General features: G+C 67.9%; 8 protein-coding genes and 3 rRNA genes. 8 read left to right on the top strand and 3 right to left on the bottom strand.

Going from position 1 to position 13,987, the window contains the following annotated elements; translation table 11 throughout:
* Positions 1 to 211: 211 nt before the first annotated feature.
* The 3 genes from OG715_RS34780 to rrf all read left to right on the top strand — a co-directional run bounded on the left by OG715_RS34780 (position 212) and on the right by rrf (position 5,342).
* Positions 212 to 1,735 (top strand): 16S ribosomal RNA (locus OG715_RS34780).
* 280 nt (positions 1,736 to 2,015) lie between these two features.
* Positions 2,016 to 5,138: ribosomal RNA gene (locus tag OG715_RS34785) — 23S ribosomal RNA — on the top strand.
* An 87-nt stretch (positions 5,139 to 5,225) separates the two neighbouring features.
* Positions 5,226 to 5,342, top strand: a 5S ribosomal RNA gene (rrf, locus tag OG715_RS34790).
* The 16S, 23S and 5S rRNA genes sit together here, the layout of an rRNA operon.
* Positions 5,343 to 5,430: 88 nt before the next feature.
* On the opposite strand, the gene OG715_RS34795 is transcribed toward rrf, so the two are convergent.
* From OG715_RS34795 to OG715_RS34805, 3 genes are all read right to left on the bottom strand, one after another.
* On the bottom strand, positions 5,431 to 6,627 hold the full coding sequence (locus OG715_RS34795) for a hypothetical protein (protein WP_266273299.1): 1,197 nt from the start codon (positions 6,625 to 6,627) through the stop codon (positions 5,431 to 5,433).
* Between the two features lie 202 nt (positions 6,628 to 6,829).
* Positions 6,830 to 7,600: a lysophospholipid acyltransferase family protein gene (locus OG715_RS34800; protein ID WP_266273298.1), complete on the bottom strand. Its 771-nt coding sequence runs from the start codon at positions 7,598 to 7,600 to the stop codon at positions 6,830 to 6,832.
* A gap of 253 nt (positions 7,601 to 7,853) precedes the next feature.
* On the bottom strand, positions 7,854 to 8,279 hold the full coding sequence (locus OG715_RS34805) for a DUF4395 domain-containing protein (RefSeq protein WP_266273297.1): 426 nt from the start codon (positions 8,277 to 8,279) through the stop codon (positions 7,854 to 7,856).
* Between the two features lie 222 nt (positions 8,280 to 8,501).
* Here OG715_RS34805 and OG715_RS34810 point away from each other — a divergent pair, with 222 nt between their 5' ends.
* The 5 genes from OG715_RS34810 to OG715_RS34830 all read left to right on the top strand — a co-directional run bounded on the left by OG715_RS34810 (position 8,502) and on the right by OG715_RS34830 (position 13,897).
* The gene (locus tag OG715_RS34810; RefSeq protein ID WP_266273296.1) at positions 8,502 to 8,915 is read left to right on the top strand and encodes a TlpA family protein disulfide reductase; all 414 of its coding nucleotides are present in this window, start codon (positions 8,502 to 8,504) and stop codon (positions 8,913 to 8,915) included.
* A 370-nt stretch (positions 8,916 to 9,285) separates the two neighbouring features.
* Positions 9,286 to 10,071: an electron transfer flavoprotein subunit beta/FixA family protein gene (locus OG715_RS34815; RefSeq protein ID WP_266273295.1), complete on the top strand. Its 786-nt coding sequence runs from the start codon at positions 9,286 to 9,288 to the stop codon at positions 10,069 to 10,071.
* A gap of 45 nt (positions 10,072 to 10,116) precedes the next feature.
* Positions 10,117 to 11,079, top strand: a complete 963-nt coding sequence (locus OG715_RS34820; RefSeq protein ID WP_266273294.1) for an electron transfer flavoprotein subunit alpha/FixB family protein — start codon at positions 10,117 to 10,119, stop codon at positions 11,077 to 11,079.
* A gap of 232 nt (positions 11,080 to 11,311) precedes the next feature.
* Positions 11,312 to 12,736, top strand: coding sequence for an acyl-CoA synthetase (locus tag OG715_RS34825; RefSeq protein ID WP_266273292.1), 1,425 nt, complete (start codon positions 11,312 to 11,314; stop codon positions 12,734 to 12,736).
* Between the two features lie 225 nt (positions 12,737 to 12,961).
* On the top strand, positions 12,962 to 13,897 hold the full coding sequence (locus OG715_RS34830; RefSeq protein WP_266273291.1) for a C40 family peptidase: 936 nt from the start codon (positions 12,962 to 12,964) through the stop codon (positions 13,895 to 13,897).
* Positions 13,898 to 13,987: the final 90 nt, after the last annotated feature.

Here is a 13,987-nt window from a genome sequence, read left to right on the forward strand (position 1 = left end):
GTGTCCGTTCCTTGAGAACTCAACAGCGTGCCAAAAGTCAACGCCAGATATGTTGACATCCCCGGCCTCAGGGTTTCCTGGGGTTGGAGATTCCTTTTGAAGTAAAACACTAGCGAGGACGCAGTGCGCGGGGCCGCCCAATTCCGGTGGTTGCCGTGCCGCTCGACGCGAGTGTAGACCGGCCCCTTCTAATCATTGGGCCGAGTAAACATTCACGGAGAGTTTGATCCTGGCTCAGGACGAACGCTGGCGGCGTGCTTAACACATGCAAGTCGAACGGTGAAGCCCTTCGGGGTGGATCAGTGGCGAACGGGTGAGTAACACGTGGGCAATCTGCCCTGCACTCTGGGACAAGCCCTGGAAACGGGGTCTAATACCGGATATGACCTGGGACCGCATGGTCCCGGGTGTAAAGCTCCGGCGGTGCAGGATGAGCCCGCGGCCTATCAGCTTGTTGGTGGGGTAATGGCCTACCAAGGCGACGACGGGTAGCCGGCCTGAGAGGGCGACCGGCCACACTGGGACTGAGACACGGCCCAGACTCCTACGGGAGGCAGCAGTGGGGAATATTGCACAATGGGCGAAAGCCTGATGCAGCGACGCCGCGTGAGGGATGACGGCCTTCGGGTTGTAAACCTCTTTCAGCAGGGAAGAAGCGCAAGTGACGGTACCTGCAGAAGAAGCACCGGCTAACTACGTGCCAGCAGCCGCGGTAATACGTAGGGTGCGAGCGTTGTCCGGAATTATTGGGCGTAAAGAGCTCGTAGGCGGCCTGTCGCGTCGGATGTGAAAGCCCGGGGCTCAACCCCGGGTCTGCATTCGATACGGGCAGGCTAGAGTGTGGTAGGGGAGATCGGAATTCCTGGTGTAGCGGTGAAATGCGCAGATATCAGGAGGAACACCGGTGGCGAAGGCGGATCTCTGGGCCATTACTGACGCTGAGGAGCGAAAGCGTGGGGAGCGAACAGGATTAGATACCCTGGTAGTCCACGCCGTAAACGTTGGGAACTAGGTGTTGGCGACATTCCACGTCGTCGGTGCCGCAGCTAACGCATTAAGTTCCCCGCCTGGGGAGTACGGCCGCAAGGCTAAAACTCAAAGGAATTGACGGGGGCCCGCACAAGCAGCGGAGCATGTGGCTTAATTCGACGCAACGCGAAGAACCTTACCAAGGCTTGACATATACCGGAAACGGCCAGAGATGGTCGCCCCCTTGTGGTCGGTATACAGGTGGTGCATGGTTGTCGTCAGCTCGTGTCGTGAGATGTTGGGTTAAGTCCCGCAACGAGCGCAACCCTTGTTCTGTGTTGCCAGCATGCCTTTCGGGGTGATGGGGACTCACAGGAGACTGCCGGGGTCAACTCGGAGGAAGGTGGGGACGACGTCAAATCATCATGCCCCTTATGTCTTGGGCTGCACACGTGCTACAATGGTCGGTACAAAGGGCTGCGATGCCGCGAGGCGGAGCGAATCCCAAAAAGCCGGCCTCAGTTCGGATTGGGGTCTGCAACTCGACCCCATGAAGTTGGAGTTGCTAGTAATCGCAGATCAGCATGCTGCGGTGAATACGTTCCCGGGCCTTGTACACACCGCCCGTCACGTCACGAAAGTCGGTAACACCCGAAGCCGGTGGCCTAACCCGTAAGGGAAGGAGCCGTCGAAGGTGGGACCAGCGATTGGGACGAAGTCGTAACAAGGTAGCCGTACCGGAAGGTGCGGCTGGATCACCTCCTTTCTAAGGAGCAATGTGCCGCTTGCAGGCGAATGTCCTGCACGGTTGCTCATGGGTGGAACGTTGACTATTCGGCACACTTGGTTGGCATCCGTCAGTACTGCTTCGGCGTGGAAAACGGATTGTTGATCGGGTGTGTCGGGCACGTTGTTGGGTCCTGAGGGAACGGCCGTGAGGCTGTTGCTTCAGTGATGCCGGTCCCATGCGAGGCAAGTTTTCGGACTTGTCGAGTGTGGGTGTCTGGTCGTTGTTTGAGAACTGCACAGTGGACGCGAGCATCTGTGGCCAAGTTTTTAAGGGCGCACGGTGGATGCCTTGGCACCAGGAACCGATGAAGGACGTGGGAGGCCACGATAGTCCCCGGGGAGCCGTCAACCAGGCTTTGATCCGGGGGTTTCCGAATGGGGAAACCCGGCAGTCGTCATGGGCTGTCACCCATACCTGAACACATAGGGTATGTGGAGGGAACGCGGGGAAGTGAAACATCTCAGTACCCGCAGGAAGAGAAAACAACCGTGATTCCGGGAGTAGTGGCGAGCGAAACCGGATGAGGCTAAACCATGAGCGTGTGAGACCCGGCAGGGGTTGCGCTGATGGGGTCGTGGGATTTTTCTTGACCGGTCTGCCGGCCGGTCGGCGAGTCAGAAACCGTACAGGTAGTCGAAGGACATGCGAAAGGTCCGGCGTAGAGGGTAAGACCCCCGTAGACGAAATCTGTACGGCTCGTTTGAAGAACTCCCAAGTAGCACGGGGCCCGAGAAATCCCGTGTGAATCTGGCGGGACCACCCGCTAAGCCTAAATATTCCCTGGTGACCGATAGCGGATAGTACCGTGAGGGAATGGTGAAAAGTACCGCGGGAGCGGAGTGAAATAGTACCTGAAACCGTGTGCCTACAAGCCGTGGGAGCGTCGGACACGCAGCTTGCTGTGTGTCTCGTGACTGCGTGCCTTTTGAAGAATGAGCCTGCGAGTTTGCGGTGTGTAGCGAGGTTAACCCGTGTGGGGTAGCCGTAGCGAAAGCGAGTCCGAACAGGGCGATACAGTTGCATGCCCAAGACCCGAAGCGGAGTGATCTAGCCATGGGCAGGTTGAAGCGGAGGTAAGACTTCGTGGAGGACCGAACCCACCAGGGTTGAAAACCTGGGGGATGACCTGTGGTTAGGGGTGAAAGGCCAATCAAACTCCGTGATAGCTGGTTCTCCCCGAAATGCATTTAGGTGCAGCGTCACGTGTTTCTTGCCGGAGGTAGAGCACTGGATAGGCGATGGGCCTCACCGGGTTACTGACCTTAGCCAAACTCCGAATGCCGGTAAGTGAGAGCGTGGCAGTGAGACTGTGGGGGATAAGCTCCATGGTCGAGAGGGAAACAGCCCAGAACACCGACTAAGGTCCCTAAGCGTGTGCTAAGTGGGAAAGGATGTGGAGTCGCAGAGACAACCAGGAGGTTGGCTTAGAAGCAGCCACCCTTGAAAGAGTGCGTAATAGCTCACTGGTCAAGTGATTCCGCGCCGACAATGTAGCGGGGCTCAAGCACATCACCGAAGTCGTGTCATTGCAGCATATAGGGCCAACGCCTGCTGTGATGGGTAGGGGAGCGTCGTGTGCCGGGTGAAGCGGCGGTGGAAACCAGTCGTGGACGGTACACGAGTGAGAATGCAGGCATGAGTAGCGATACAAGAGTGGGAAACTCTTGCGCCGATTGACCAAGGGTTCCTGGGTCAAGCTGATCTGCCCAGGGTAAGTCGGGACCTAAGGCGAGGCCGACAGGCGTAGTCGATGGACAACGGGTTGATATTCCCGTACCCGCTTTGAAGCGCCAACGCTGAACCAGGTGATGCTAAAGCCGTGAAGCCGGCCCGGAGTCTTCGGACGAAGGGACGTGGTGGAGCCGCTGGACCAAGTCTGTACTAGGTGAGCGATGGGGTGACGCAGGAAGGTAGTCCAGCCCGGGCGGTGGTTGTCCCGGGGTAAGGGTGTAGGCCGAGTGATAGGCAAATCCGTCACTCATCAAGGCTGAGACCTGATGCCGAGCCGATTGTGGTGAAGTGGATGATCCTATGCTGTCGAGAAAAGCCTCTAGCGAGTTTCATGGCGGCCCGTACCCCAAACCGACTCAGGTGGTCAGGTAGAGAATACCGAGGCGTTCGGGTGAACTATGGTTAAGGAACTCGGCAAAATGCCCCCGTAACTTCGGGAGAAGGGGGGCCATTCCTGGTGACGGCACTTGCTGCCAGAGCTGGGGGTGGCCGCAGAGACCAGCGAGAAGCGACTGTTTACTAAAAACACAGGTCCGTGCGAAGCCGTAAGGCGATGTATACGGACTGACGCCTGCCCGGTGCTGGAACGTTAAGGGGACCGGTTAGCTCTGATTCGTCGGGGCGAAGCTGAGAACTTAAGCGCCAGTAAACGGCGGTGGTAACTATAACCATCCTAAGGTAGCGAAATTCCTTGTCGGGTAAGTTCCGACCTGCACGAATGGCGTAACGACTTCTCGACTGTCTCAACCATAGGCCCGGTGAAATTGCATTACGAGTAAAGATGCTCGTTTCGCGCAGCAGGACGGAAAGACCCCGGGACCTTTACTATAGCTTGATATTGGTGTTCGGTTCGGCTTGTGTAGGATAGGTGGGAGACTTTGAAGCCGTGACGCCAGTCATGGTGGAGTCGTCGTTGAAATACCACTCTGGTCGTGCTGGATGTCTAACCTGGGTCCGTGATCCGGATCAGGGACAGTGTCTGGTGGGTAGTTTAACTGGGGCGGTTGCCTCCTAAAGAGTAACGGAGGCGCCCAAAGGTTCCCTCAGCCTGGTTGGCAATCAGGTGTTGAGTGTAAGTGCACAAGGGAGCTTGACTGTGAGACTGACGGGTCGAGCAGGGACGAAAGTCGGGACTAGTGATCCGGCGGTGGCTTGTGGAAGCGCCGTCGCTCAACGGATAAAAGGTACCCCGGGGATAACAGGCTGATCTTCCCCAAGAGTCCATATCGACGGGATGGTTTGGCACCTCGATGTCGGCTCGTCGCATCCTGGGGCTGGAGTAGGTCCCAAGGGTTGGGCTGTTCGCCCATTAAAGCGGTACGCGAGCTGGGTTTAGAACGTCGTGAGACAGTTCGGTCCCTATCCGCTGTGCGCGTAGGAGTGTTGAGAAGGGCTGTCCCTAGTACGAGAGGACCGGGACGGACGAACCTCTGGTGTGCCAGTTGTCCTGCCAAGGGCATGGCTGGTTGGCTACGTTCGGGAGGGATAACCGCTGAAAGCATCTAAGCGGGAAGCCTGCTTCGAGATGAGCACTCCCACCTCCTTGAGAGGGTAAGGCTCCCAGTAGACGACTGGGTTGATAGGCCGGATATGGAAGCCCTGTGAGGGGTGGAGTTGACCGGTACTAATAGGCCGAGGGCTTGTCCTCAGTTGCTCGCGTCCACTGTGTTGTTCTGAAACAACGACCCCCACACGTCTGGTCACGGTGTGGGTGCGGTTGACAGTTTCATAGTGTTTCGGTGGTCATAGCGTGAGGGAAACGCCCGGTTACATTCCGAACCCGGAAGCTAAGCCTCACAGCGCCGATGGTACTGCAGGGGGGACCCTGTGGGAGAGTAGGACGCCGCCGAACAATCATTGTGAAGAACCCCCGTCGGGAAACCGACGGGGGTTCTTTGCGTTCTGCGTGAATTGCCGCGGAAAGGAACTGTGCCGAGAACTCAGCCCTGCGGTTGCGGTTGGGCGGTGCCCCAGCTCGGGCGGCTCTCCCCGTGGCCCTGGGGGTCGGTGAGCCGGGTGACGGTCGAGCCGTCGGCGCGCATCGTGTAGAGCTCGGAGGGTCCGCCGGCGGGGGCCTGGTCGAAGGCGATGGCGGTGCCGTCGGGGGAGTAGGAGGCGGCTCCGTAGGTGACGTCGGACGGGCCGGGGGTGAGTGCCTCGACGGCCGTGCCGTCGGGGTGGACGGTGTAGATGCCGCCGCCGGGGGCGTTGTCGGGGCCGGCCGGGTAGGTGGTGAAGACGATCCGGCTGCCGTCGGGGGACCAGTCGGCGCGTTCTCCGGCCCGCAGTTCCCACGGGGTGAGCCGGCGCAGGCCGGTGCCGTCGGCGTTGACGATGTAGAGGGAGCGGCCGTTGGCGGGCTGGCCGGTGGCGCTGGTCCGGTAGGAGAAGACGAGCTGTTTGCCGTCGGGGGACCAGGACGGGTCGGTGACGGCGCCGGAGTACGGGGTGTCGTTGGTGAGGAAGGTGAGCCGCTGGGCGCTGGTGCCGTCGGGGGCGATGACGAAGAGGTCGCTGTACTGGATCTGGTCCGAGCCCGGATCGGAGCGGCCCCAGCTGCGGGTGAAGGCGATCTGCTTGCCGTCGGGGGACCAGGCGGGCGCGGTCTCCGTCTCGTTGACGCAGTCCGGGGCGCCGGCCTCGCAGAGCGGGCCGAGCTGACGGGCGTTCCGGCCGTCGGAGCTCGTGGTCCAGATGCGGCCGGGGGAGTCTCCGCCGGTGCGGTCGAAGGCGAGTGCGGTGCCGTCGGGGGACCAGGTGGGGTGGTCGTCCCGGGTCAGGTCGGCGGGCTGGGTCAGCTGCTGCCGGGTCCGGCCGTCGGCCGTGACGGCGAAGATCGCGCTGGTGAGCCGGTCCTGGTCGAGGAAGGCCCGGCCGGCGATGAGGCCGTTGTGGGCCGGCGGGGCGGTCGGGGTTGCCGCAGCCGCGTCGACGACGGCGGCGGTGCCGTTGGCGACGGCTGCTTCGACGGTGGGGGTCGGGCTGGGCGACTCGGCGCGGATCTCGCTGAGCGGGATCTCGCCGGGCTGGGCGCCGCAGCCGGTGAGGAGGGCCCCGGCGAGCAGGAGGCCCGCACCGGCGTGAGGGCGGGTGCGGGCCTTGGCGGGGGTGGTTCGTGAGAGCCGTTTGCGCGTCATCCGCGTGTCATCTCCGTCTCCGATCCGCCCGGCGAGTCCGGACGTGATGCCCCCCGAAGGAGCTGTCACTTTGTCAGATCGGAGGGTGCGGAGCGGGGCGACACGCGACGGTCCGCGTCCACTCGGCGACGGAGAGTCGCCCGTTCGCGCGGAAGTACGGCAGCTCGGCGGAACGGTGACGCGGCGTCACCGCGGCGCGGGGTCAGCCGCGGGCGGCCCGGCGTTCGGCCTTGGCGAGGGCCTCCGCCTCGTCCTCGGCCTCGGCGACCTCCAGGGTGGGCGCGGTGCCGCCGAGGCCGACGGGCAGCCACCAGGTGTCCTCGGGGCCGGAGGGCTTGCCGGGGTACTCGCGCTGGGCGCGGTCGAGCATCTCGGTCATCGCGGCGCGCAGGCGCCGGGTGACCATGACGGGCTTGTCCTCGGGGGTCAGCACGATCGGCTCGCCGATCATGATGGTGACCGGGACGTGCCGCTTGGTGAGCGTCTTCGGGCGGCCCTTGGTCCACAGCTGCTGGGTGCCCCAGAGGATCACCGGGAGCAGCGGCGCGCCGGAGTCGGCGGCCATCCGGGCGGCGCCGGTCTTGAACTTCTTCAGCATGAAGGAGCGGCTGATGGTGGCCTCGGGGAAGACGCCGACGACCTCGCCGGCCCGGAGGGCGCGGACGGCGGCCTCGTAGGCGGGCTGGCCGTCGGTCCGGTCGACCGGGATGTGCTTCATGCCGCGCATCAGGGGGCCGGAGACGCCGTGCTTGAACACGTCGTCCTTGGCCATGAAGCGGGTCTTGCGCTTGCCGCCGCGGTAGGCGCCCAGGCCGGCGAAGAGGAAGTCGAGGTAGCTGATGTGGTTGCTCACGAGCACCGCTCCGCCCTCGGCGGGGATGTTTTCGGCGCCGACGATCTTGATGCGCACGTCGAGCGCGCGGAAGACGGTCAGTGCGGCGCCGATCACCGGCGGGTAGACGAGCTCTGCCACGGTCAGTCCTGACTTCGACGGGCCTGGTGGCCCGGTACGGCGGGGCCCCGGGGCGGTGCGTGGGGGCCGACCGGGAGCACGGCACACCGCGGCGGCCACGGGCGATACACGGAGATGATCCCCCGAAGGAGTGCCCGCTGTCACCTGAGGGGTGCTGCCTGGCGGAATGTGAAGGTGTGACGTACGTGATGGGCCCGGCCGGGAACTTTTCCGCTCCGGCCGGGCCCCGCTCCGGGGCGGTGGCGCGGCGCGGTCAGGCGGTGAGGTCCACCCGGCCCTGTGCGCGGCGGACCAGCAGGTACATCTCGCAGCCCAGGCAGTAGCCGAAGGCGGCGTTCAGGAAGGCGGCGGCCAGTGCGAACCCGGCGGCGAGCAGGCCGAGCCAGGCCGCCCCGGTGAGGAAGCCGAGCACGCCGACGAGGGCGAAGACCAGGCCGACACCCTGGGCGAACCGGGGCGGGCGTTCGTCCTCGGTCTCGGTCGGCGGTGCCAGGCGGGGCCGGACCAGTGTGCGGTAGAGCCATCCGTAGGGGGAGCGGCGCAGCCCGCCGAGGGCTCCGAGGGCGAAGACGAGGGCCTGGGCGGCGAGCAGGGCTCCGCTGCCGGTGAGCAGGACGGCTATCAGGACGACGGTGGTGAGCGCGGCGGCGAAGCGCGGGCCGCGGGGGTCGATCTGCACGGGGACTCCGGGTGGGGACGGCGGCGGGCTGACGGCTGGGGAGCGTCAGCGACAGCGCGAGGCCGTGGCGCGGCACAGGTCGACCACCCGGCGGGTGGTCAGCAGCGGCTGTGCGGGGCGGTCGGAGTCCACCCGGCGATCGTACGCGGGCCTCGGGCCGGCGGTCGACCGTTTTGCCGGGGCCGTTCCCGGAGGCCGGGGGGCCTGGCGCAGACTGGGGGCATGACCGGGTTGGTGGTGTGCGTTGCCGTGCTCGCGCTGGCGAGTGCGTTCGGGCTGCTGCGGGCCAAGCGCGACGGGAGGCTGAGGGTGCGGGCGAAGGACGGGGCGGTGGGTCTGTCGGCGGCCGAGCTGGGGGTGCCGCTCGGCGAGCGGGCGACCCTGGTGCAGTTCTCCACGGCCTTCTGCCAGCCCTGCCGGGCCACCCGCCGGGTGCTCGCGGAGGTGGCCGGGATGGTCGACGGGGTGGCGCACGTGGAACTGGACGCCGAGGAGCGGCTGGAGCTGGTCCGGCGGCTGGACATCCTGCGGACGCCGACGGTGCTGGTGCTGGACGCGGGCGGCCGTGTGGTCCGCCGGGCGGCCGGGCAGCCGAGGCGGGCGGATGTGATCGCGGCGCTGGGCGAGGCGGTCTGAGCGGTCCGTCGCCCCGGCGCGGAACGGCGCGTTCCGCGGTCGCGGTGGGTCCCGAGGGGGAAGGAGCGCCCCCGCGGGGTGGAGCAGGGGTCGGGCTGGGGCAGGATGGCCCTGACGGCAGTGCGTCCGTCCCGCGGTCCACCTGGGCCGACGGCCCGCTCGGGGCTGCCGGGAGGGCCCGAGGGACGTCCGGCCGGGACCGCGCGGCGTAAGCTACTGGCGAGTAGTGACCGTCGTACTACTGGCGAGTATGCTGCCAAGAAGTTCCGGACCGGCACGGGAGCACGCTGCCGGGAGCAGGTGCGTACCGTGTTTCGCGCCCGCTTGCACAGCCGCAGCCGCCGGACGAGACCAGTACAGGAGACAGGCCGTGAGCTTGAGGATCGTTGTCTGTGTGAAGTACGTGCCGGACGCGACGGGTGACCGTCGTTTCGCGGACGACCACACCACCGACCGGGAGGGCGTGGACGGCCTTCTGTCGGAGCTGGACGAGTACGGGGTGGAGCAGGCGCTGCGGATCGCGGAGGCGAACGAGGGTGCCGAGGTGACCGTGCTGACGGTGGGTCCGGACGACGCGAAGGACGCGCTGCGCAAGGCGTTGTCGATGGGTGCGGACAGGGCCGTGCACGTCAATGACGAGGACATCCACGGTTCGGACGTGCTCGGGACGTCGGCGGTGCTGGCGAAGGCGCTGGAGCGGACCGGGTTCGACCTGGTGATCGGTGGTATGGCGTCGACGGACGGCACGATGGGTGTGCTGCCGGCGCTGCTGGCGGAGCGGTTGGGTGTGCCGCAGCTGACGCTGCTGTCGGAGGTGTCGGTCGAGGGCGGCGTGGTGAAGGGCCGTCGGGACGGCGACTCGGCGACGGAGCTGGTGGAGGCGGCGCTGCCGGCGGTGGTGTCGGTGACGGACCAGTCGGGCGAGGCGCGCTACCCGTCGTTCAAGGGGATCATGGCGGCGAAGAAGAAGCCGGTGGAGTCCCTGGACCTGGACGACCTGGGCATCGACGCCGGTGAGGTCGGTCTGGCGGGTTCGTGGACGGCGGTGGAGTCGGTGACGGCGCGTCCGGCGCGTACCGCGGGCACGGTCGTCAAGGACGAGGGCGAGGGCGGCAAGGCGCTCGCGGGCTTCCTCGCCGACCAGAAGTTCATCTAGTCCCACCCGTTCGCGCATCCAACGATCGATCAGGAGCAATGAATCATGGCTGAGATCCTGGTTCTCGTGGACCACGCCGACGGCGCGGTCCGCAAGCCGGCCCTGGAGCTGCTGACCCTGGCCCGCCGTGTCGGCGAGCCGTCGGCGGTCGTCCTCGGCGCCGGCGACAAGGCGGCCGAGCTGGCCGCCAAGGCCGCCGAGTACGGCGCCGCCAAGGTGTACGTCGCCGACGGCGCCGAGTTCGCCGACCAGCTGGTCGTCCCGAAGGTGGACGCGCTGGCCCAGATCGCCGAGGCCGCCGACGCCGCCGCGGTGCTGGTCACCTCGTCCGGCGAGGGCAAGGAGGTCGCCGCCCGCGTCGCCCTGCGCCTGGGCTCCGGCATCATCACCGACGCCGTCGACCTGGAGGCCGGTGACAACGGCCCGGTCGCCACCCAGTCGGTGTTCGCCGCCTCCTTCCAGGTGAAGTCCACGGTGACGCACGGCGCCCCGGTCATCACCGTCAAGCCGAACGCCGTCGCCCCGGAGGCCGCCCCGGCCGCGGGTGCGGTGGAGGACGTCACCGTCGCGTTCACCGGCAACGCCGCCAAGGTCGTCTCGCGCACCCCGCGCGTTTCCTCCGGCCGCCCCGAGCTGACCGAGGCCGCGATCGTGGTCTCCGGCGGCCGCGGCGTCGGTGCCGCCGAGGGCTTCGGCGTGGTCGAGGAGCTCGCCGACGCGCTGGGCGCGGCCGTCGGTGCCTCGCGCGCCGCCGTCGACGCCGGCTGGTACCCGCACAGCAGCCAGGTCGGCCAGACCGGCAAGCAGGTCTCCCCGCAGCTCTACATCGCGGCGGGCATCTCGGGTGCGATCCAGCACCGGGCCGGCATGCAGACCTCGAAGACCATCGTGGCCGTCAACAAGGACCCCGAGGCCCCGATCTTCGAGCTCGTCGACTACGGCGTGGTCGGCGACCTGTTCGAGGTGCTGCCGCAGCTCACCGGCGAGGTGAAGGCCCGCAAGGCCTGACACCGATCCGAGACCGGCCTGACGGCAGGTGACGGCGCGGGGGCGCGCCCGGGAACTCCCGGGGGCGCCCCCGCGCCGTCGTTCGCCCTGGCCCACGGGTGACGGGCCCGGGCCCGTAGAGTCGGTCGGCGGCGCCGGTCGCGGGTCCCCGCGGACCCTGCGGACCCCGTGGCCCGGCGCGCAGCGGACCGTGGGCATCCGGCCCACCGTGGACAGGGGCGAGGGCAGACGCATGACACTCTTGACGGCGCTTCGGGGCGGCTCCGGCGACTCCGCCGACGCACTGCGGATCTCCGACGGACCGGGCCTCTCCCGCGAGCGGCTGCTCGGCGCGGCCACGGCCGTCGCCGACCGGGTGGCCGGCGCCCCCGCCCTCGCGGTGCTCGCCCGGTCCACCGCCGAGACGGTGGTCGCGGTCGTCGGCGGCCTGCTCGCCGGGGTCCCGGTCGTCCCGCTGCCGCCCGACTCCGGGCCCAAGGAGCGCGCGCACATCCTGCGCGACTCCGGCGCGGCCCTGCTGGCGCACGCCGCCGGCGACACCCTGCCGGAGGATGCCGGGGTCGCCGGACTGCCGGTCGACCTGCGCGAGCGCTCCGCCACCGCGTACGCCGAGCCGGATCCGTCGGCGACCGCCTTCGTGCTCTACACCTCCGGCACCACCGGCGCGCCCAAGGGGGCGGTGATCGACCGCGCCGCCGTCGCCGCCGACCTCGACGCGCTCGCCGACGCCTGGCAGTGGACCGCCGACGACACCCTGGTGCACGGCCTGCCGCTGTTCCATGTGCACGGGCTGGTGCTGGGAGTGCTCGGCGCGCTGCGGACCGGCAGCCGGCTGGTGCACACCGGCCGGCCGACCCCCGCCGGTTACGCGGCCGCGGGCGGCAGCCTCTACTTCGGCGTGCCGACCGTCTGGTCCCGGCTGGCGGCGGATCAGGAGGCGGCCGCCCGGCTCGCCTCCGCCCGGCTGCTGGTCTCCGGCAGCGCTCCGCTGCCCGTCCCGGTGTTCGAACGACTCGCCGCGCTGACCGGTCACGCCCCGATCGAGCGCTACGGCATGACCGAGTCGCTGATCACCGTCTCCACCCGCGCCGACGGTGAGCGCCGTCCGGGCAGCGTGGGCCTGCCGGTGGCCGGGGTGCGCACCCGGCTGGTCAGCGAGGACGGCGGGCCCGTCGCGCACGACGGCGAGAGCGTCGGCGAACTCCAGGTGGCCGGGCCCACCCTGTTCCGGGGCTACCTCAACCGGCCGGACGCCGATGCCGAGGCGTGGACCGCCGACGGCTGGTTCCGGACCGGGGACGTCGCGGTGATCGGCGCCGACGGCTTCCACCGGATCGTGGGTCGGGCCTCCGTAGACCTCATCAAGAGCGGCGGGTACCGGATCGGGGCCGGTGAGGTGGAGGCGGCCCTGCGCGACCACCCCGCGGTGGCCGACGCCGCCGTGGTCGGCGCGCCGGACGCCGACCTCGGCCAGGCGATCGTGGCGTACGTCGTGCCGGACGGCCCCGTGACGGGTGAACAGCTGACGGACTTCGTCGCGTCGCGGCTCTCGGTCCACAAGCGGCCGCGGCGGGTGGTGCTGGTGTCCGAACTCCCCAGGAACGCCCTGGGGAAGGTGCTGAAGAAGCAGCTGCTGGAGGACTCGGCACACGGGTGACGGGCGGTCACCCGGCGCAGGGTCGGGTGACGGTCGCTCACCTTCCGTGAGCCTTCCTTTGGCGCACTCCACTGCGCGCTGTGACCGGACGCGTGCCTACCGTGACAAGCGGCGCGGACCGGGGCCCCAGGGTCCCGCGCACCGCGTCCAGCGATTGGCGACCAGCGTTCGGCGCGACCGAGGTGATCGGCGCGATCAGCGCGATCAGCGAAGGAAGACAGCAGCATGACGACCGTCAACACCGGCGCACCGGGTGCCGCCGACGACGCGACCGGGCAGCCCGCTGCCACCACCTCCCCCCGGCCGGCGCGCGGTGCCCGCCCTTCCCGGGCCGCGCGGGTCCGCCGGGGGATAGGCATGGTGGCCGTGATCGCTGCCGGTGCCGGCGTGATCGGCCTCGGCACCGGTGTGGGGACGGCGGCGGCCGAGCCGGCGCCGGCCCACGCCGGGTGGGACGGTTCGCGGTACTGGTTCAAGAACAGCGCGGGCCAGTGGCGCTGGACGACCCACTACGACGTCTACCTGGCGCGGACCGGCGGCTCGGCCTCGGGCACCGCCCCGGCCACGGCCGCCTCGGCGACGGCGACGACCGTCCCGTCCGGGGGCATCACCCAGGGGTGGGACGGTTCGCGGTACTGGTTCAAGAACAGCGCGGGCCAGTGGCGCTGGACGACCCACTACGACATCTACCTCGCGCGGACCGGGGACACGTCCTCTGCCTCTGCCTCTGCCTCTGCCTCGGCCTCGGGTTCCGGCGCCTCGGCCGACGCGGCGGCTCCGGCGGTTCCGGCGGCGGACGGTGACGTCGAGGCGGCGGTGCAGTTCGCGCTGGCGCAGCTGGGCAAGCCGTTCCGGACGGCCGGCAACGGTCCGGACGGCTACGACTGCTCGGGTCTCGTCCAGCAGTCCTTCCGGCGCGGCGACATCGAGCTGCCCCGGGTCGCCAACGACCAGTACGCGGCCACCACGCCGGTGACGGCCTCCCAGCTGCGGCGCGGGGACCTGCTGTTCTGGTCGGACGACGGCTCTGCCCGGGGCATCCACCACGTGGCGATCTACCTGGGCAACAACCAGTACGTGGAGGCCGCCCGGCCCGGCACGCTGATCCGGATCTCGGGGATCAGCAGCGGCTACTACCCGACCCACATGGGGCGGCCCTGACGCCTGCTCGGTTCGGCTCGGACCGGCGCCCGGACCGCGGTGGTCCGGGCGCCGGTCCGTGGGTGCGGGTCCTCTGTGGGCTTCCGCCGG

This window comes from Kitasatospora purpeofusca, from assembly GCF_036010405.1.
GTDB lineage: Bacteria > Actinomycetota > Actinomycetes > Streptomycetales > Streptomycetaceae > Kitasatospora > Kitasatospora purpeofusca.